Below are 17,182 nucleotides of genomic sequence, written 5' to 3' on the forward strand. Positions count from 1 at the left end.
GGGAGAACCCATGCTCGACCACTCACATCGCGACGACCATCTCCTGGTGGTCCGCGACGCCGAGCGACGCTTCGGCGAGCTGACCGCATTCGAACGAGTCAGTTTCGGTGTCGCAGCGGGCAACTGCTGCGCGATCGTCGGCGAGAACGGAGCCGGCAAGTCCACCCTGCTGCGGTGCGTGATCGGTGCCGACCGACTCGACGCCGGACGGATCACGATCGGCGGGACCGACGTCGACGAATCCTCACCCCGGTTCAGGGCCACCGTCGCCGCGGTGGTCGGCGACGTCGCCACCTTCGCCCACCTGACCGCGCACGAACACCTGCAACTCATCGCGACGGCACACGGGCTACCGGACCCGTACGCGATCGCGACCACGACCCTGTCCGACGTGGGTCTGTCCGGTGCTGCGGATCAGCTTCCGGTGACCCTGTCGAGCGGACAGCGACGTCGGCTCGCACTCGCCTCCGCCTTCGTCCGTCCCCGCCGACTGCTGGTCCTCGACGAGCCCGAACAGCACCTCGACAGCGCGGGCCGCAGCTGGCTGGCGTCGGCTGTGGAGGCGGAGAAGCGGGCGGGCACTGCGGTGTTGCTGGTCTCCCACGATTCCGACCTCGTCGCCGCCGTCGCCGACCACGTCGTGGAGGCCGGGGCATGGCACTGACCGACACCAGCGAGGCGGTCCCGTCGGCACGCGACATGCGGGCATTGCGGCGGGGTTTCGCACGGAAGCACGCACCGCGCGCCGAACGGGTCGGAACGACGCTGATGGTCGCTCTCGGCGCCTACGTCGCGGGCGGGTCCCTGTGGTGGCTTGCCCACCGACCGGCGACCGTCCTGTCCGGCTCGGCACTGTTCGCGGCGGGACCCGGCTGGAGCACCACGTGGACCTGGTCTCTCGGCGCCCTCGCGATCGCGGCGGGCCTGGCGGCAGCCAGGGCATTCGGCCCCGTCACGACCTCGCCGGAAGCCGCGGCCTGGTTGCTGTCGACCCCCGTGGACCGTGGCGAGCTGCTGCGCCCGCGCCTGGTGCTGCGACTTGGGCTCGGTGCTGCAGCCGGCCTGATTGTCGGACGGTTGGCCGCGTTCGCCGGCGCGGTGACCGGGTGGGTCCCGGTGACGGGGCTCGGCGCCGCCGCGGGTGTCGGTGTCGTGGCGGTGGCCGCTCTCGCGCAGTGCGGACTGCTCCCGGTTCGCGTCATTACGATCGCGCGGTGGGTGTTCGCTGCAGTGGGGACCGGTCTGGGGGTGGCGGCAACGATGGGCGCCGCGGCCCCCGTCGTCAATTCGTGGTGGCCGGTGCTGGTCGGCGCGGTGTGCGCCGGAGCCGCCGCGACGATCTCCGTACTCTCGTGTGGGCGTATCGGCCGGGCCGATCTGGCTGCCGGCGCGGACCTCACGGTCGGCGCCAGTGTCTCGGTGACGACGCTCGATGTCGCTGCCCTGGCGGGGATTCTCGACGCCAGGGCCTGGCGGCGTGTCGGCAGGCGTCGGTCGCAGCACCTGCCCCCGGGTCGTGCCCGCGCGTTGATCCGGGCCGACCTGCTGCGGCATCTCCGCCGGCCGTCGTCGTTCGCGATCGCCGCCGCCGCGATCGGGCTGGTCTGGGCGGTCGCCGCCGTCGGGACCGCGTTGGGTGTGGCACTGGCGCAGCTCGGGGCGGCGTCAGTCGTGGCTCTGGTGTTCAGCTCCGGGCTCCGCGAGCTGTGCACGAACGACGAGCTGCGGATGATGCTGGGCGTGGGTGACCGCCCATTGCGTCTCGCCCTGGTCGCCGTTCCGCTGGGCGCAATCGTCTGCGTCGCTGTGCTGACTGCCCCGGCGGTCCACACCCAGCTGCCCATTCTGCTGATCGCCTCGGCCGGAGCGCTTCTCTCGGCCTATCGACTGCGAACGAGACCCTGGACCGCCTACGACGGCCTCATCCTGGAGACCGGGTTCGGGCAGGTACCCGTCGACATGGTCCGGCGACTGATGCGGGGACCGGATGTCCTGATCGTGACGGCCGTGCTGCTGACCGCAGCGGTGGCGTGATGGTGCGGCGTGATGCCACCATCCGCTCAGCCCAGGGACTGCGACCAACTGACCGATGCGAACAGCTCCGTCATGGTCTCCTCGACGCTCTTCCGACTCCGAGGCTCCCAACGCCATACCGAATAGAGTTCAGCCGCCGAGCGATTGACCTGAACCTCCCGCGAGTCGAATCCGTCCTCGGCATACAGCGGTCCGCCCGGAGCGACCTGGCCTGCGCAGAGTGCCGGGTGCAGCAGCCCGTCCGTCACGCGGGACGCCAGGACCCGCACCCGCACGTTCATCGCGGCCTCCGACTCGTATGGCGGGGCGGCTCGTGTTCGAACCGGCGGGTTCGTAACGTGCCGTAGGAGACCGTGGTGATCGGCTCGTGGGCTTCCTGCCACTCGACCGGCCGGAGGGTTGGCTCAAAGAGGGTTCTGCCTCACCACGGTCTCTGTCCGCAGCCTGGCTCAACACAGGAACGTCACTGGACCTTGGTGACCGGAAGTCTGAATGCCGGCCGCGGATACCCCCATCCACTCGGCACGGAGGTACGGATCGGTGATCGCGATCGGAATCGACCCGCACAAGTCCACCCACACCGCGACCGCGGTCGACTCAACAACGAACACCGATCTCGGATCGATCCGGATCTACGCGTCGTTCGACGACTACGCCCAGCTGATGACCTGGTCGAAACAGTGGCCGGACCGTATCTGGGCCGTGGAGAACGCCTCCGGCCTCGGGCACCACCTCACCCAATGGCCCGCAGCCGCGTGTGTCACGTTCAGCCAGGGCGACTTCCGGCCGGTCGCCCCGGAGGGACACACCGATGTGCTGCGGATCCTCGACGAACGCCGCACCGACCTGGTCAAACAGAACGGCCGGCTGGTCAACCAGCTCCACGCCGTCCTGCGCGAGCTCTTGCCGGGCGGGATCGAGCGCGACTTCGCCACCGAGGACGCCGCCACCCAGCTCAAACGGTTGCGGCCCGAAACTGCGGCGGACGCGATGCGTAAGAACATCGCACTCGAGATCGTCGGTGACCTGCGACGAATCCGATTCCAGATCGACGACCTCACCACCCGCATCAAAACGGAACTCGCCGCTTCCGGCACTCAGCTCGCGAAGATCCCCGGTGTCGGCACCGTGACCGCAGCCCGGATCCTCGCCCGCACCGGCAACCCCAGCCGATTCGCGAACGAGGCCGCCTACGCCAGCTACACAGGCACCGCGCCCGTCGAGGTTGCCAGCGCCGATAAACAGCGGCACCGGCTCTCCCGCAGCGGCGACCGATCCCTGAACGCCGCCATCCATATCGTCGCCGTCACCCAAGCCCGGACCCCCAGTAGCCCCGGATACGCCTACCATCAGCGCAAGATGGCCGAGGGCAAGTCGTCTCGTGAGGCTATGCGCTGCCTCAAACGGCAAGTCGCCAAGCGGTTATGGCGCACAATGCGTGACAACTTCGAGCAACGCCTCGCGATGCCGTTGTCGGCGTAGCACGCCCATGCGCACACACACGGGCGGACTACTGGTGTGTACCTGGCTCAAACAGCTCGCGGGTTAGGAGACACGCTCTAGCTGAGTCCGATCGGGGTGTCAGCAGCCCCGACCGCCGACCGCCCCATGTGAAGGATCGGGAACGGGCGCCCGTCTCCATCAGTCGCCGATCGACTCAGAACGACGAAACCGTAGTGCTGGTAGAAGCCGGCAGCCTGCGGGTTCTGCTCGTTGACGTCCAGGCGCAGATCGGGGTGGCACTCGATCGCGCGCGACAGAAGCGCCGAACCGACACCATGCCCGCGGTAGGTACTGTCGACGAACAGCATCTCGAGTGAGTTACCCGCCAGCCCCGAGAATGCCACCGGCGTCTCCTCGGCCTCCGCGACCGTCAGTTCGACGGCCGGGAAATAGTCGCTGAGCATCCGTGACTCGTAGAAGTCGACATCCTCCGGGGTAAGAAAGTCGTGGGTTGCCTCAACGGCGCTTCGCCAGATGTGTACGAGTGCCGGCCACTCCGCCTCGCCCTTGCACGGGCGGAGAACGAGTCCCTTAGATGTGCTCATGAGTGCACACTACAGACGGTTGAAAGCTGGTCGTCAACCGATTTTTGCCTGGATTCAACAGGGCTCAGAGGGGGGGCGACCGACTGCTCCGCAAGTCCTAGCGGCCGGGTGTTCGAATCATCCGGCGCTTGCCAGCACACACAGGAACCCTCCTGTCGCTCGCCGGCGCCCCGAGCGGGTCGAGGATCGCCCATCGTCGTTCTGCACGGTTCTCACGGGTCAGCCCCGACGTTGCATCGAGAACGATTCGACCGACTCGGGTGTCCAGGCCCGCCGCAAACTCGTCCGGCTCACGGGAGACGGCCCTGGCGAGGTACTCGAGCTGGGCCAGACCGGAGCGCGGCCCTCCCTCCCCGAGCGGGTAGCCCGACAAGACCATCAGGAGGTTGTCGACCGCGTCCCGGAGAAATGGATCCTGGGCGGACGGTGTTCGGAGCCGACGTGCTTCGGCGAGCGTGATCGCATTTTCGAGCAGCAGGTCTTCCACCATCCGCTGAGGGTCACACATCAGCCAGCTCATGCCGCTCCCTCAGGCATCCGGACGCGAAGGCTGATGCACGGTCGGTGCGCCGACAGCGGACTGATCCGGGTGCAGCTGCCGCTGCAGGCGGCGCAGGGCCTCGGGCTCGAGGGTGCCTCTGAACGGGCTGAACGCCCAGTCATGGTCCTCGGTGGTCCACGTGTCGATGTGCCCGTGTAGGTCGATGACCCAGGTCTTTCGCGAGCGGGGGCGGCGGCTGAGCCATCCGGTGCCCTCGCCGGACCCGAGGAATGCCGTGAACTCTCCTGTCCCGGTGTCGGTCACCCGCACCGAGCGGGGCGTGAAGTCCGTCAGGACCGGGGTTCGTAGGTCGGCGGCACCGACGTTCTCCCGGAACCACTCCATCGACTCATTCCGAGTGTGGCGCTCGCGCTGCTGGTTCTTCCGCGCGGATTCGCCGTCCGTTTCCACCGGGCCGTCCCAGCTGAACACCCCCGGGTCGGCGATGCCGACGCTCAGCTCGCTGAAGGCGGCGCCCTCGAGCCCGTCACCGGAATGCTGGGCCAGGACCGCGCCGGTACCGGCGTCGACCACCAGGCGACGCGTCGGCTCGGACTCCCTGCGGGGCGACAGTTCGACCGACCAGCAGGGACGGCCGAGGAACTCGACGTCCTCGACGGGTCCGGTGGGACGGGCGTAGTTGCGGCCCACCCAGTGCCGCGCCGGCGGGGTGAGTACCAGTTCCTCGCCGGGGCCGAAGAAGAGCACCCCGCCCGGTGAGGTCCGCCGCGGCCGGTCCGAGTCGTCGGCGAACAGCCACGCCCGGTCGCCGTCACACAGAAATTTCACCGTGCCGTCGAGGGTTTCGAGCCGAGCCTTCCGGCCGTGTCGGGTCAGACGTGCGCCGTCAGGATTCAGACACAGCAACACCGGCGCAGCCCCCTCCCCGTGGGGGGCGTAGTAGACGTGGATCGGTTCGTCGGTGTCGCGGCGGGGCCGCACGATCCCCTGCACCGGGCTGGTCGGGCCGTCGACCATCGTGACCAGGACCTGAACCCATGCGGTCATCGAGCTGCCTCCTCGAGGTTGTTGTATCGAAACTGTTTACCGGCGCGCTGATTCGACCGTGCATGTCAAGTCCACACCCACCCGAACCTGCCCGGCTCGATGTGGGCGAGCCGTTCCACGCCGCCGGACTCGGCGATGTCCGTCCGAATCGACTCCATCAGCGTGGGAGGTCCTCGCCACAGTGCCGGCCGTCCGTCGCGGTCGAACAGGGTGTAGCGGCGCGCGCAGGTCACCCCGGGGAGGCCGGCGACGGTGAAGGTCACGAACAGGCTCGTGTGGGGGAACCAGCCGTCGATCTCGACGTCGAGCAGCCCCTGCCCCCGGTTCTGGTCGAGCAGGCGCGCCCGCTCGGTCTCCGCCCACCGTTCGGGATCTCCGACCTCCGACGGCGGTCGGATCGCCAGCTCCGGCATTGGGAGCTCGCCTGGTCCCACCGCCGACATCTCGATGGCACCGACACCGGCCACGGCTCCCGGGTCGCTCGCGAACAGCCCGGCCGTGGTGACGATCCACAACCGCCCGTCCCCGTCGGTGACGGTGAGATCCTTCGGGTAGCCCTCGGCGGTCGCCCACACCGCGGGCGCGGTGAGGTGCGAGTTGAGGCCGAAGTAGGCGTACGCCTTGCGGTCACAGCCGGGGGCCGGGTTCCGATTGCCACACTGTCGAGCGAGCGAGGCGGACTGCTGCACCAGCCACGCACCCGACGCGACCGGAAACGGCCGGAACTCGGAGGTGAACCGCATCGGCGCCACCGGGGCGAGCCGATCGCCCAGGACCTGCGACCCGGACCGGGAACTCGACACCGCGACCGGTGCGCCCACATCCACCACGGAGACGTCGCCGCCACTCCAGTACCGACGCGGCCAGGGGTCGCCCAGGGCGAGCGCGCCGTCGAGACCGAGTCGCGCACACCACTGCCCGCGATCCGTCGCGATCACCACCGGGCCGTCGGTTCCCGTACGCATCGATACCAGGAAGCCGCCCCGGGTTGGCTGGATGTCGTCCACGTCGCCGGGCACCGTCACTGTCGCCGTCCATTCGGTGGCGTCGAGTGTCCGCAGACGGATCAACGCGTTGCCGTCGCGATCGCCGGTACGCGCAGTCGCCAGGACCCCGTCGACCAGACCCGACACCGAAACCGGTGCAGGGTCGATCAGCCGGACCGCACCGGAGTGATCACAGTGCACGATCCCGTCCGCGCCGACCACCCAACACCCGGACTCGTCCGCGTGCAACCACCGCACACGCCACCCGACGATCCCCGATCCGCGGATCTCACCGGGGATCGCGAAGGTACCGATGGTTCCGTCCGCGTCCCGGCGTAGCAACACGGGATGGCTGACGTCCAGAACCCACAACACCGAACCGGAACCGGCGACGGAGCCGGGTGTGAAGTATCTCGTCGGTCCCGTTCCCCGGGAGACCGAACTGTCGAAGCCGGCGCTCATGCGCCTTTCGTCGAGTCGAAGATGATCACGCCACCCACCATACGACTGCAGGCCTCCGCCGGCGGACTCAGATGGGACGATCCCGTACATGGAGGCTGTCGCGGATGTGTCCGTAGGTGACTGGATTCGCCCGAGGTTGACCGGGCGCCCGGGGTTCGTGACGGGTGTCGTCCCCGATGGGTACGAGGCTTATGTCCGGGTGTTGCACCCCGTCGAGGTCGACGGCGACCGGATCGTCCGGTGGCGTGACGTGGCGGCTGCCACCGGACGGCGCATTCATCCGCTGGTCCAATGGTGGCGGCTGATCAACTCGTCGGACTACGTGAATCCGCGGAGCGCGCTGTGGGACGGCGGCAATCCGGAGACCGGAGTGCTGGACGAGCCCGACAGCCAGGTCCTCGTCGACCTGCTCGCCCGACACACCTCGACGCCCGACGCCGCCTACTTCGCGCTGTGGGAGGGATCCGGGCACTTCGACGACCAGAGCCGGGTCGTGTTCGGTGTGGACGACGCAGGACGATCTTTCGCCGAGGCCGTACCGGTCTCCGACATCGCAGCTCGACTCGCGGCCGGACCACGCTTGCGGCACCCGGGCCGGAACTATCTCGTGTTGGCCGGTGCCCTGGCCGAGGCGCACACGATCGCCGATCTGGTCGGGGCGAGGCCGTGGGCGCTGTCCGGCAACCTGGTGTGGCCGTCGGATCACGCCTGGTGCGTCGGAACCGAAGTGGACCTCGACTCGACCGTCGTCGGGTGCAGTCGCACTGCCGCCGACGAGATTCTCTCGAGCGACGACCTGGAGGCCATGCCGATCGGTCCCCACGGTTCGCTTCGGTACGACGCCGACCGGATCAATGAATGATCCCCGCGCGGGTCAAAAAGGGAAGCGTAGGGCCGCACCGCATTGTCGAGGCTCGATTAGATTCGGGCGATGACCCTCACCGAAGCGTGGATGGCCTACATGTCGGTACTCCGAGGGCACGCGCCCGTCACTGCTGCTTCGGTTCGGCCTGCCCTGTCTCCAGCGCTTCGACTGGACGCCGAACGCGCGACCGCACCGTGGACGGAGGAGCTGCGCGAGTTCTTCTCGCTGCACGACGGTCAGAGCCCGCCCGACGAGACGCATCCATTCCCGGGGACCGCGCTTCCGAATCTCACACTGCTCTCGCTCGACGAGGTGGTGGCAACGCACAAGTTCTGCCGGGAATCGCTCCATGACACAGACGACCTCGGTCCCGACTGGGCCACCGATTCTCGTGAACAGCCCGCCGGTGAAGTCGCCTACATGTTTCTCGATGCCTACGTTCCGTTCGCCGAGGACAGTGCCGGCGGCTATCTGTGTGTCGACACCCGCTCCGGCGAGCATCACGGGTGCGTCCGCTCCTTCTCGTCAGAAGCAGCCGACGAGGGCGGACCGCTATTCGCGTCCATGGCCGACTACATCGATTCCGTTCGCCGGAGCGTGGAGTCCGGTGACGAGCACTCGTTCCTCAAACCCACATTCGAGGAAGGCACACTCGTCTGGAAGGTCGACTTCTCCGACAGCCCGATCCATGAGCCGCAGCCGGAACCGGAACCGGAACTGCTGCGTCTCCCGTTCGCACTCGCCGACTTCCAACCCTCACAGGTCGGCCCCGACGACGACCTCATCGATCTCGATGTCGTCAGGCAGACGGTTCTCGACACCGCTCGATCTCTGCACCCCGATGCCGTCGTCGAAGGTGGCCGGACGGTGTTCCCGCGGGTTCCTCGCCGGCGGGGAGTGACTATGAACTCCTTCGTGTCCGTCGATGGCGAGCCCAAGCCCTATCTGACGATCGTCACGGGCGTCGGGAACGAGGTCCTCGTCCACGAAGTTCCCCCGGACGGGTTCACGTTCACTCTCGGTGGCCATCTCTCGTAATTCATCTGGGCCGCCACGGTCGTCACCGGAACGAATAACTGCCGCGGACACCGAATCTTGAGACAGAAATCGGACATGATGAGATTTTGAGACGAACACCTTGGGTTTTGTAGTCCGATGAGACGGATGCGTTGCGGGACTAGGTGTACCCGGCCAATGGCTTCGGGTCAGGTCCGCTTGCGGCTCGCGATCTCGTCAGAGAGCTGCTGCACGTGGGCGGGGTCCGCGTCCCGGGCAAGGGCAACGTAGTGGTCCATGACAGCCGGCCGGTAGCGCACGGGCAACGTCTGTCCTGGGGCGAGTCGGGTGAGCTCGGTGATCGTGAGGCTTTCGTCTGCGATACCGCGGAACGAGATGCCGGCGGCGGTCTCCACGTCGAACATCAGGACCACGCGTGGATTGCTGTTGACCTCCCGCCAGTCGACGAGAACGCCGAGCGCAAGCGCGCCCGTACGCAGTTCCGCAATGCGCTTCAATGCACCACTGCTCATGAACGGGTTCGGGGCGACGCCCGGGAAGTCGGGCCCGACGCCGAGCGATTCCCGACTCAGGTCGGGCCTGAGCTGCTCCATCAGATCGTTGAGCTTCGTCTCCGAACCGAACATCTTCGAACCGAACATCTTCGGATCGAACATCCTGCCGACCATCCTGCCGAACATCCTGACCCCTCCCTCACACCGGTGCCGGAATCTCGGCCTGGCGCTTCGCCCTCACCGCGATAGTATGTCGCGGCCATTCCCCTCCGGCCCGGGCGTCCCGTCGGTTTCGGGAGCATCCCCTCGATCAACGACCACTGGGCATCCGAGAGCAACTGAAAACGCGATACGGGACCAGAGTTCCAGCCAGAACGCTCAACCTTTGTCAGACACGCCCTAGTTCATCGGCCCGATCTCGAAGCTGCCGACGATCGTTCCGTCGGAGGCATATCCGGTGAGAATCGAACGGGGACTGCCGGCCGGCGGCATCGGGAACCAGCCAAAGACGCTGCCATCCGCGAGGACGGTCGGAAGCACCTGCCCGGTGCTCGTGCGGATGTCGGCACGCGCCGCAGTTCCGGCCGCCGCGTCGTAGGTCAACGCACTCGAAAGCACCACGCCTCCGACACTCTCGCCATATGCGCCGACAACGAATGTGCCGGCACCGTCACCTAGTGCGCCGAACCCGTCGGGTCCCTGCCGGCACCGACTGCCCAGGTCGGTGAACTCCGACGGGCCGGGTAGCGCGGCACTGGCTGGGGTCTCGAACACCGCGGCGAGGCACCGCTGGCTACCTACGCCACGCGCCACGCGCCACGCGCCACGCGCCACGCGCCACGCGCCACGAGGACGCTGAACACGGTGCCGTCTGGCCCGGGAATGGAGCCGATCCGCTCGGCGGCGGCAGGGTCGACCGCGGTCTCACCCGGTGGCGGAGTGGTCAACCAGAACGAGTACGCATCGGTGAGCACCTTCGGCACCATCCCGCTGGCGGCGGCCGCACCGACGCCACCAACCGTGAACAACGCAGCCGCCAGGGTCACCGCACCTACCCGGCGACGCCGGACGGCGGGAACCACCGGTTCGGCGGTGGTCGCCATGACGCGGGCCCGGGCAGTGGCCTGCAGGTGCCGCGGCCACAGATCGTCGACTCCGGTGTCGGGTCGCATGGCCTCGCGTTCCGTGGTGGTCAGCGCTGTCAGGGCTGCCAGGACCTCGGTCCGGTCGGTGACAGTCACGTCGGCGCCCGGCACCGACCCGGCGATCTGCCCGATGCAGGCCATCCGTTCCGTCAACGCGTCACGGCGGCGGTCGGTCCGGTGGTGGTTGGAGATGGTGTTGCGCGCAACGACAAGCAGCCAGGGCAGCGCTTCGGCGGGACGTCGGGCAGTCGTCGCCACGCCACGCCACGCCACGCCACGCCACGCCACGCCACGCCACGCCACGCCACGATGAACGTCTCGGACACCGCCTCCTGCGCGGTGTGGTGGTCCACGTGTCGGCAGGCATATGCGAACACGCGGCCCGCATAGGCATCCCACAGCGTCGTGAACCGCAAGCCATCCCCCGGTGCCGGCGATCCCGGCTGTTCCTCTCCCATACGAAGAAGTGTCCGGCCGGAAGCTGTTTCTTACCGACGGGGCTACACCGGCTTTTGGGTGAACGACTGAGCTGGCCGCCAGACGGGGACGGTGGTCTGACGAGCTGCCATCGACGGCAGCTACAGGATCTGAGAGGTACCGCGCCAGATCAGGGGAGGCTCCCTCGGGCAGGTTTGTCTCAACGCTCAGCCCAGCGAGCGTCTCATCGGGAGTCTTCTCGCAGGTACTTGTCTCAGCTTTCGACGACAGCGGCAATAACCGCGTCGGCAGTTCGACGCCCCTGATGCCTCAGCCGACGCGCCGCACCTTCTCGACGACCCGCGTGAACACGTCGTCGAACTCGGGCTGGGACTGCCTGCCCTCGTATCCGAGGACCACCACCGTGTACTCGTCGACTGCGGCGTACCCGAGAAGGACCTCGTTGTCGGACCAGGCCGGGTTGTCGGGATGGCTGACCTCGTACAGGATCGCGGCGTCCTCGGCGACGAGCGCCCGGGGAAGATCGAGCCGCTCCGTCCGAATCGTGCGCTGGGACGTGCTGTCGAAGCTGGTGGAGGTCACGGTATAGGCCGAACACTGCCCGGTGTGCGCCTCGACCACCCGGGACACATCCGTGCCCGTCTCGCTGACCAGCATCACGTACGCGCCGCCACTTTCGAGGAGCGCGGCGCTGGCGGAACCCTTCTCGATCAAGCCCGCACGTGCCTGGTCGGCGTACAGGCTCTCGCCCGCGCACAGCGCTGGTTCGAAGACGGGGTCCATGTCCAATCCGATCCCGTCGCTTGGGGCGTGGATGTTCAGGTTCAGGATCATCTGGTCCTCGCGCTCGAGTCGCTCGACCTGGGTGCCCGCGGGCAACTCCGAGGCGCCCGGCAGCAGGTCCGCAAGAGCGATGCGCGGGTCGTCCGCGGAAGCCGCTTCCGGTGTCCCGCACGCCGCGGCGCCCAGCAACCCCACTGCGACGACCGCGACTGGCCAATTCCTCGACATGTTCGTCCTCTCCGCAATGCGCCGAGGTGGTGACCGCAACGAGCGCTGCGGATGTTCGACAGCACTCGAACCACGATTGTCCGGCGAGGTGGCAATCGTCCCACTCACGGGGCGTGGACCTACGAGGCCCGCTTCCAGAGACGCAGGACCACATACACATTGGCCGCGGCAATCGCGAGGAACGGCGCGACGAAGATCGTCACCGTGAGGGGCGTGAGCGGCGGCGCCCAACTGTACGGATCACGCCACTCCGGAGGGTCCACCACATCCGCGACCATGCCGTACACGAGGGCCGAGGCCAGTAGCACCATCGCCGCGCTTCCGATCGACGCCAGCCAGCGACCGAACCGGAACTGCCACGCCAGCACACCCGCCCCGACCAGTGACACCACCACCACCGGCAGGAACACCAGAGCACCGAAGACGCCGACGAGGTTCCAGGTGACCAGCACATCGCCGATCATCGTCCCGCGGTTGTCCTCGATCAGCCCACCCAGGAGTGAGCCACCGAGCAGGATCAGCGGCAGGAGCGCCACCCCCACCGTCCGGGCAATGTCACCCGGGCGCCGCCCCACCTCCCGGGGAGGTCGGATGTCACCTCCGGCCGCGCCGGAGGTCCCGGGACCGTCGCCCTGCAGCTCAACCATCCCAGCAGACTGCCACAGCGGCGCCGGAACCTCGGCCCGCCGAGCAGCCATGGTCAGGCAGCCGGCGTCACCGTGACGGTCGCGGTGTCCGCGCCTGCCGCGGTCCGCACGGTGAGCAGCCGGCTCTGCCGGTTCCAGTCCACGACGTCCGCGCCCTCGACCTTGAYGTCGCCCGGGAATCCGCTCTGGGGCAGGTAGATCTCGGTGGGTGCCGTGACCGCGGGATCGGGGCGCAGCGTCAGCTCGAGACGGTCGACGGCCGACGACCATTCGGTGGGCGTGCCCGCCACCGCGCGCGGGTACGGCTTGTTCAGCGTGTCGACCAGCAGTGTCCGCGTGCCGTCGGGCAGGTACGGTCCCCAGGGTCCGGGATCGCTGGACCAGTACGAGACTCCTGCCCCCATGTCCCGTGCGGTGTCGTAGACGCGATCGAGGTAGTCACGGGCACCGGGCAGCGTGGTGTCGAGCCCGAACTCGCCGACGATGATCGGGACGCCGCCGAGTACGTTGCCCGCGACGTGCTCGAYGCTGGCACGCCAGGCGGTGATGGTCGCGTCGGTGAGGGTGCGCGAGAGACCCGAGTACCCGTCACCGATGTCCAGCGGGAGCGGGTAAAGGTGCGGGCAGTAGGCGATGCGCTGCTCGCCGGCGCGGGGGTCGTCGATCTTGGTGAGCCCGCTGGGGATTCCCTGGTTGACGCCGACCGCCTGCGGGGCCACACACACCCAGCTGTCCTGGTCGACTTGCCGAATGGCGTTGGTGGTCCGCTGGTACAGCGCGGCGAGCGGTCCGGACTCGAACGCCGGTCCCTGCAGGGAGCCTCCCCACGGCTCGTTCATCAGGTCGTACGCCACCACGGTGTCGTTGCCCGCGAACCGGTCGGCAACCGCCCGCCACGCGTTCGCGTAGTGCTCGACAAGTTCGGGGTGCTTGCCGGTGGTGTTCCAGAAGTTGTCGAACGCGCGCATCACGCCGGGTTGGATGTAGTACAGCTCCCACCTGTCCTGGGGCTCCACCGGCAGGCCGTCCATGTACGTCGCCCAGGCCGGCGCGCCGTTGCCGATGGCTCCGGCGCCGTTGCCGCCGTTGCCCTCCGGGGTGATCGCGCCGGAGTACACGTCCTGGTGCATGTCGAGCATCACCTTGTAGCCGCGCTCGGCGTACCAGCTGACCCGGTCCTCGACGCGGTCGAGGTACGTCTGGTCGTACTGCCCCGGTGCGGGCTCGACGGAGCGCCACGAGATCAGGAAACGCACGAAGTTCGTTCCCATGTCGGCATGTTCGCGGTCGAGGTCCGCCTCGGTGAACTCCGGCATGCCGTCCGGCGCGCTCTTCGCGCTCGAAGCGGTGTTGAACCCCCGCAGGACCAGGGAGCGGCCCGCGTCGTCCTTAATGTAGGACGTCGTCGCCGCCGCGGTGCTGCCACCTCCGCTCCCCGAGGTGGGCAGGCTGCTCTGGGCGACGGCGACGCCGCTCCCGACAGCGAGCGAGCCGGCCATGATCAGTGCCAAGAGTGGGATGCGACGCACAGAAGCTCCTACCGGTCGATTGTCTTGACTGACTTGCCCTACGCGGGCGCGGATCCGGGGCGAACGCCCCGCCGTCACCTCACACCGGCTGACTGACGCTGCCCCGTCCGTTCTCGACGTGTCCGACGAGACGGCGCCGGAAGTCCGGGTCCTCGTCGACGGTCACGGTGGCCTGGTACCAGCCGTCCACCGACCGCACCGTCCACGACTCGCTGCCGCCTGCCGCGAGTCGACGGCGCTGGCCGTCGAGCACGACGGTCAGCTCGCGCTCCCCTGGGTTCTTCGCGGTCAGGTCGAGTGTCCCCGCCGACGCGTCGACCCGGGTGGACAGTGCGAGTACGACCGCCGCGCCCTCGGTCGACCCGGCGAATTCGCGCCGGAAGCCGTTGGGACCGAGCAGGGTCAGGTCGTAGCGCGGTCCGGGGACGGCGACGGTGTCGTCGGCCGCACCGAGGACGTCGTAGTGCCGCGGCGCGTCGAACTCGCCCGCGTAGGGGTACAGGGCCAGGTGCACCGAGGCGGCACCGGTGTTGACCAGACGCATCGTCAGGGCACGGGCACCGGGGTCCACGGTCGCGTACGCGTCGGGCTGGTACGGCAGCGCCCGGGCGGGCCGGGTCCCGCTCTCCTGCAGCGGCATCCGCTGCTCGACCGGCGGCGTCGGCGTCCACCTCGGCTCCAGCGGCGGGGTGGGCCGCGGGCGGGCGACGTTCGGCCGGCTGCGCGGATTGGCGAAGTCGAAGGCCGAGGTCAGGTCCCCGCTGACCGTCCGCCGCCACGGGTCGATCTCCGGTTGGGCGATCCCGAACCGCTTCTCCAGGAACTGGTTCACCGACGTGTGGTCGAAGACCTGCGAGCACACGAACCCGCCCACGGTCCAGGGCGAGACGATCGTCATCGGCACCCGGGGGCCGAGACCGAGGGGTTGACCGGCCACCCACTCCGAGCCGACCGAGAGCGGCGGACGGGGCGGCGGCACGTGGTCGAAGTAGCCGTCGTTCTCGTCGAAGTTGACGATCACGGCCGTCTTCGCCCAGAGGCCCGGGTCGGACGCGATCGCGTCGAGAACCTGGTACAGCAGGGTGGCGCTCGCCGCCGGCGACGATCCGGACGGATGCTCCGAGTCGACCTCGGACGGAACCAGATAACTGACCTGCGGCAGCTTGCCCGACTCGACGTCCTTCCGGAACTCGGCGGCAAGCGTGCCCGGACGCGACCGGTACAGCCCGCGGTCGTACAGCTGCCGGTCGGCGGGAGAAAGCCCGTTCACCGCGACCTCGAGTGCCCCCAACGCCACGTCCTGGGCCGCGGACGGCAACTCGGGCAGCGCGAGGTAGAGCCCGGCCAGCGTCTGTAGCTCGTACGGGACGAGGCCGGGGTTCCCGAGCAGGTGGGCCCCCACCTTCTTGAAGGTGGTGAAGTACTCGAGGTTGTTGTCGCCGAAGTTGTCCCACTCCTGGTACGTCTTCCAGGTGACGCCGGCGGCCTGCAGCCGCTCCGGAACGGTCGTCCACCCGTAGCCGGCGTGCCAGGGGTTGTAGGCGGCGTTGGTGACGGCACGCCCCTCCGGGCCCGGCGCGCCCGCCGACCCACTCGACCCCAACGCTTCGGTCGAACCCAACGGATTCGGGCCGGCGGGTTCGAATCCGGTGTACCCGGACACCCAGTAGTTGCGGTTGGGGCTGGTCGAGGTCGGCACCGAGCAGTGGTAGGCGTCGCAGATGGTGAACGCGTCCGCGAGCTCGTAGTGGAACGGGATGTCCTGGCGGTCGTAGTAGGCCATCGTCGTGCCGGTCTTGGCCGCGATCCAGCCGTCGTGCCAGCCGTCCGCGAGGGCCTGGTGTCCGCCCTCCCAGCTGTGGTCGAGGCCGGTGACGTTCTGGGTGTCCATCCCCTGCGCGGCGGCGGAGTCCCGGATCGGGAACGGGAGCACCGGACCGTTCGCACCGGGTTGCTCGAAAACTGTGGCCCCGCCCCGCAACCGCAACGCGTTGGGGTCACCGAAACCCCGCACGCCGCGCAGCGATCCGTAGTAGTGGTCGAACGACCGGTTCTCCTGCATGAGCAGGACGACGTGCTCGATCGAGTCGAGCCCACCGGCGGGTACCGGCGCGGCCAGCGCACGCTGCAGCGACGGCGGCAACAGCGAGGCGGCGGCGACGGCGGCGGCCGCACCGGCACCAGCGGTCAGAAACCCCCGCCGGGAGAGAGAATTCCGGGTCACATGAGCTCCACAGTCGATCGGATCGGTACGAGTACGAGCGACTGTAGACCGAACGTCCAGTTGGCATGCCAAGTCTGAAGATGACGGTGCGACACTGCTGTCGTTCGCATGGCCGACAGTGTGCGAGGCCTACCGGGGATCCGTGGCGCGCACTGCTAGACAACGAGCATGAAGCGGATAGTCGTGACGTTGGCGGTTGTGGGCCTGGCTGTATTGGGATGTTCATCGGAGGACGAGGCGGGGACTGCCGAAGCGAGGCCGCCGGCCGTCACATCTGCGGTGAGCCCGACATCAGTGTCGGCACGTCCGACCACGTCGAAGCCGATCGTGGCTCCTCCGGTGCCGACCCATGCGGTGGCCGAACCGATCTCGGTTGCACCGCCCGCAGCAGCGCCGCCCGCTGCGGCCGCACCGGCGGCAGTGCCCGCCACCATGCCGAACGTCGTCTGCATGAATCTGCAGGCAGCACAGGATCGCATCCAGGCGGAGGGTGTCTTCTTCTCTCGGAGCGTCGACGCGACGGGTGCCGGCCGCCGACAGGTCCTCGACTCGAACTGGGTCGTGGTCGGGCAGACCCCGCTGCCTGGTACGCCCGTCGGTGAAGCCGAGGCCGTACTGTCCGCCGTGAAGATCGGCGAGCCGGGCCCCTGCTGATCGCGGTGCCGCGCCTGACCGGTCTCCGACACGATGACAACCCCGCGGGGTCGGAGCCCGGTCGGCGCGCGCCGCCGGA

Annotated in this window: 19 protein-coding genes; 6 read left to right on the forward strand and 13 right to left on the reverse strand. The window is 68.5% G+C overall.

What is annotated here, in order from left to right:
* Positions 1–10 precede the first annotated feature (10 nt).
* Complete coding sequence (locus tag AC1DU4_RS06750; RefSeq protein WP_477838266.1) at positions 11–664, forward strand: ABC transporter ATP-binding protein; 654 nt, start codon at positions 11–13, stop codon at positions 662–664.
* Positions 655–2,034 (forward strand): DUF6297 family protein, encoded by a 1,380-nt coding sequence (locus AC1DU4_RS06755; RefSeq protein WP_477838267.1) that lies wholly within the window; start codon positions 655–657, stop codon positions 2,032–2,034. The genes AC1DU4_RS06750 and AC1DU4_RS06755 overlap by 10 nt, the downstream gene beginning before the upstream one ends.
* A gap of 26 nt (positions 2,035–2,060) precedes the next feature.
* Here the strand turns inward: AC1DU4_RS06755 and AC1DU4_RS06760 are convergent, their stop codons facing one another.
* On the reverse strand, positions 2,061–2,315 hold the full coding sequence (locus AC1DU4_RS06760) for a hypothetical protein (RefSeq protein ID WP_477838268.1): 255 nt from the start codon (positions 2,313–2,315) through the stop codon (positions 2,061–2,063).
* A 259-nt stretch (positions 2,316–2,574) separates the two neighbouring features.
* Here AC1DU4_RS06760 and AC1DU4_RS06765 point away from each other — a divergent pair, with 259 nt between their 5' ends.
* Complete coding sequence (locus AC1DU4_RS06765) at positions 2,575–3,516, forward strand: transposase (protein ID WP_477838269.1); 942 nt, start codon at positions 2,575–2,577, stop codon at positions 3,514–3,516.
* Positions 3,517–3,593: 77 nt separating this feature from the next.
* Here the strand turns inward: AC1DU4_RS06765 and AC1DU4_RS06770 are convergent, their stop codons facing one another.
* The 4 genes from AC1DU4_RS06770 to AC1DU4_RS06785 all read right to left on the reverse strand — a co-directional run bounded on the left by AC1DU4_RS06770 (position 3,594) and on the right by AC1DU4_RS06785 (position 7,079).
* Complete coding sequence (locus AC1DU4_RS06770; RefSeq protein ID WP_477838270.1) at positions 3,594–4,082, reverse strand: acetyltransferase; 489 nt, start codon at positions 4,080–4,082, stop codon at positions 3,594–3,596.
* Between the two features lie 97 nt (positions 4,083–4,179).
* Positions 4,180–4,602, reverse strand: a complete 423-nt coding sequence (locus AC1DU4_RS06775; RefSeq protein WP_477838272.1) for a hypothetical protein — start codon at positions 4,600–4,602, stop codon at positions 4,180–4,182.
* Between the two features lie 9 nt (positions 4,603–4,611).
* Entirely contained in the window at positions 4,612–5,631 is a 1,020-nt protein-coding gene (locus tag AC1DU4_RS06780; RefSeq protein WP_477838274.1) for a hypothetical protein, read from the reverse strand.
* A 65-nt stretch (positions 5,632–5,696) separates the two neighbouring features.
* Positions 5,697–7,079 (reverse strand): hypothetical protein, encoded by a 1,383-nt coding sequence (locus tag AC1DU4_RS06785; protein WP_477838276.1) that lies wholly within the window; start codon positions 7,077–7,079, stop codon positions 5,697–5,699.
* Positions 7,080–7,278: 199 nt separating this feature from the next.
* On the opposite strand from AC1DU4_RS06785, the gene AC1DU4_RS06790 reads away from it, so the two are divergent.
* Both AC1DU4_RS06790 and AC1DU4_RS06795 read left to right on the forward strand, forming a co-directional pair.
* Positions 7,279–7,941: a hypothetical protein gene (locus AC1DU4_RS06790; RefSeq protein WP_477838278.1), complete on the forward strand. Its 663-nt coding sequence runs from the start codon at positions 7,279–7,281 to the stop codon at positions 7,939–7,941.
* A gap of 69 nt (positions 7,942–8,010) precedes the next feature.
* A complete protein-coding gene (locus tag AC1DU4_RS06795; RefSeq protein ID WP_477838280.1) occupies positions 8,011–8,982 on the forward strand; it encodes an SMI1/KNR4 family protein in 972 nt (323 codons plus the stop codon).
* Positions 8,983–9,149: 167 nt separating this feature from the next.
* On the opposite strand, the gene AC1DU4_RS06800 is transcribed toward AC1DU4_RS06795, so the two are convergent.
* The 8 genes from AC1DU4_RS06800 to AC1DU4_RS06835 form a co-directional block, all read right to left on the reverse strand.
* Positions 9,150–9,617 carry a hypothetical protein gene (locus AC1DU4_RS06800; RefSeq protein ID WP_477838282.1) on the reverse strand — a complete coding sequence of 156 codons (468 nt, stop codon included), beginning with the start codon at positions 9,615–9,617 and terminating at the stop codon, positions 9,150–9,152.
* Between the two features lie 237 nt (positions 9,618–9,854).
* Positions 9,855–10,058: a hypothetical protein gene (locus tag AC1DU4_RS06805; protein ID WP_477838284.1), complete on the reverse strand. Its 204-nt coding sequence runs from the start codon at positions 10,056–10,058 to the stop codon at positions 9,855–9,857.
* A gap of 194 nt (positions 10,059–10,252) precedes the next feature.
* A complete protein-coding gene (locus AC1DU4_RS06810; RefSeq protein ID WP_477838286.1) occupies positions 10,253–10,858 on the reverse strand; it encodes a hypothetical protein in 606 nt (201 codons plus the stop codon).
* 489 nt (positions 10,859–11,347) lie between these two features.
* Positions 11,348–12,049 (reverse strand): hypothetical protein, encoded by a 702-nt coding sequence (locus tag AC1DU4_RS06815; RefSeq protein ID WP_477838288.1) that lies wholly within the window; start codon positions 12,047–12,049, stop codon positions 11,348–11,350.
* A gap of 119 nt (positions 12,050–12,168) precedes the next feature.
* On the reverse strand, positions 12,169–12,696 hold the full coding sequence (locus AC1DU4_RS06820; protein ID WP_477838290.1) for a hypothetical protein: 528 nt from the start codon (positions 12,694–12,696) through the stop codon (positions 12,169–12,171).
* A 53-nt stretch (positions 12,697–12,749) separates the two neighbouring features.
* A complete protein-coding gene (locus AC1DU4_RS06825; protein ID WP_477838292.1) occupies positions 12,750–14,225 on the reverse strand; it encodes a cellulase family glycosylhydrolase in 1,476 nt (491 codons plus the stop codon).
* Positions 14,226–14,304: 79 nt separating this feature from the next.
* Entirely contained in the window at positions 14,305–16,449 is a 2,145-nt protein-coding gene (locus AC1DU4_RS06830) for a phosphocholine-specific phospholipase C (RefSeq protein ID WP_477838294.1), read from the reverse strand.
* A 155-nt stretch (positions 16,450–16,604) separates the two neighbouring features.
* Positions 16,605–16,901, reverse strand: coding sequence for a hypothetical protein (locus AC1DU4_RS06835; protein ID WP_477838296.1), 297 nt, complete (start codon positions 16,899–16,901; stop codon positions 16,605–16,607).
* Between AC1DU4_RS06835 and AC1DU4_RS06840 the strand changes: the two genes are divergently transcribed.
* Positions 16,900–17,103, forward strand: a complete 204-nt coding sequence (locus tag AC1DU4_RS06840) for a calcium-binding protein (protein ID WP_477838298.1) — start codon at positions 16,900–16,902, stop codon at positions 17,101–17,103. The two genes, AC1DU4_RS06835 and AC1DU4_RS06840, sit on opposite strands and share 2 nt — an antisense overlap.
* Positions 17,104–17,182: the final 79 nt, after the last annotated feature.

This window comes from Rhodococcus sp. P4_F5, assembly GCF_056401315.1.

Coding starts and splice junctions, on each gene's coding strand:
- AC1DU4_RS06750 (WP_477838266.1), top strand. CDS start 11: ATGCTCGACCACTCACATCGCGACGACCATCTCCTGGTGGTCCGCGAC.
- AC1DU4_RS06755 (WP_477838267.1), top strand. CDS start 655: ATGGCACTGACCGACACCAGCGAGGCGGTCCCGTCGGCACGCGACATG.
- AC1DU4_RS06760 (WP_477838268.1), bottom strand. CDS start 2,315: ATGAACGTGCGGGTGCGGGTCCTGGCGTCCCGCGTGACGGACGGGCTG.
- AC1DU4_RS06770 (WP_477838270.1), bottom strand. CDS start 4,082: ATGAGCACATCTAAGGGACTCGTTCTCCGCCCGTGCAAGGGCGAGGCG.
- AC1DU4_RS06775 (WP_477838272.1), bottom strand. CDS start 4,602: ATGAGCTGGCTGATGTGTGACCCTCAGCGGATGGTGGAAGACCTGCTG.
- AC1DU4_RS06780 (WP_477838274.1), bottom strand. CDS start 5,631: ATGACCGCATGGGTTCAGGTCCTGGTCACGATGGTCGACGGCCCGACC.
- AC1DU4_RS06785 (WP_477838276.1), bottom strand. CDS start 7,079: ATGAGCGCCGGCTTCGACAGTTCGGTCTCCCGGGGAACGGGACCGACG.
- AC1DU4_RS06795 (WP_477838280.1), top strand. CDS start 8,011: ATGACCCTCACCGAAGCGTGGATGGCCTACATGTCGGTACTCCGAGGG.
- AC1DU4_RS06800 (WP_477838282.1), bottom strand. CDS start 9,617: ATGTTCGATCCGAAGATGTTCGGTTCGAAGATGTTCGGTTCGGAGACG.
- AC1DU4_RS06815 (WP_477838288.1), bottom strand. CDS start 12,049: ATGTCGAGGAATTGGCCAGTCGCGGTCGTCGCAGTGGGGTTGCTGGGC.
- AC1DU4_RS06820 (WP_477838290.1), bottom strand. CDS start 12,696: ATGGTTGAGCTGCAGGGCGACGGTCCCGGGACCTCCGGCGCGGCCGGA.
- AC1DU4_RS06840 (WP_477838298.1), top strand. CDS start 16,900: ATGAATCTGCAGGCAGCACAGGATCGCATCCAGGCGGAGGGTGTCTTC.
- AC1DU4_RS06835 (WP_477838296.1), bottom strand. CDS start 16,901: ATGCAGACGACGTTCGGCATGGTGGCGGGCACTGCCGCCGGTGCGGCC.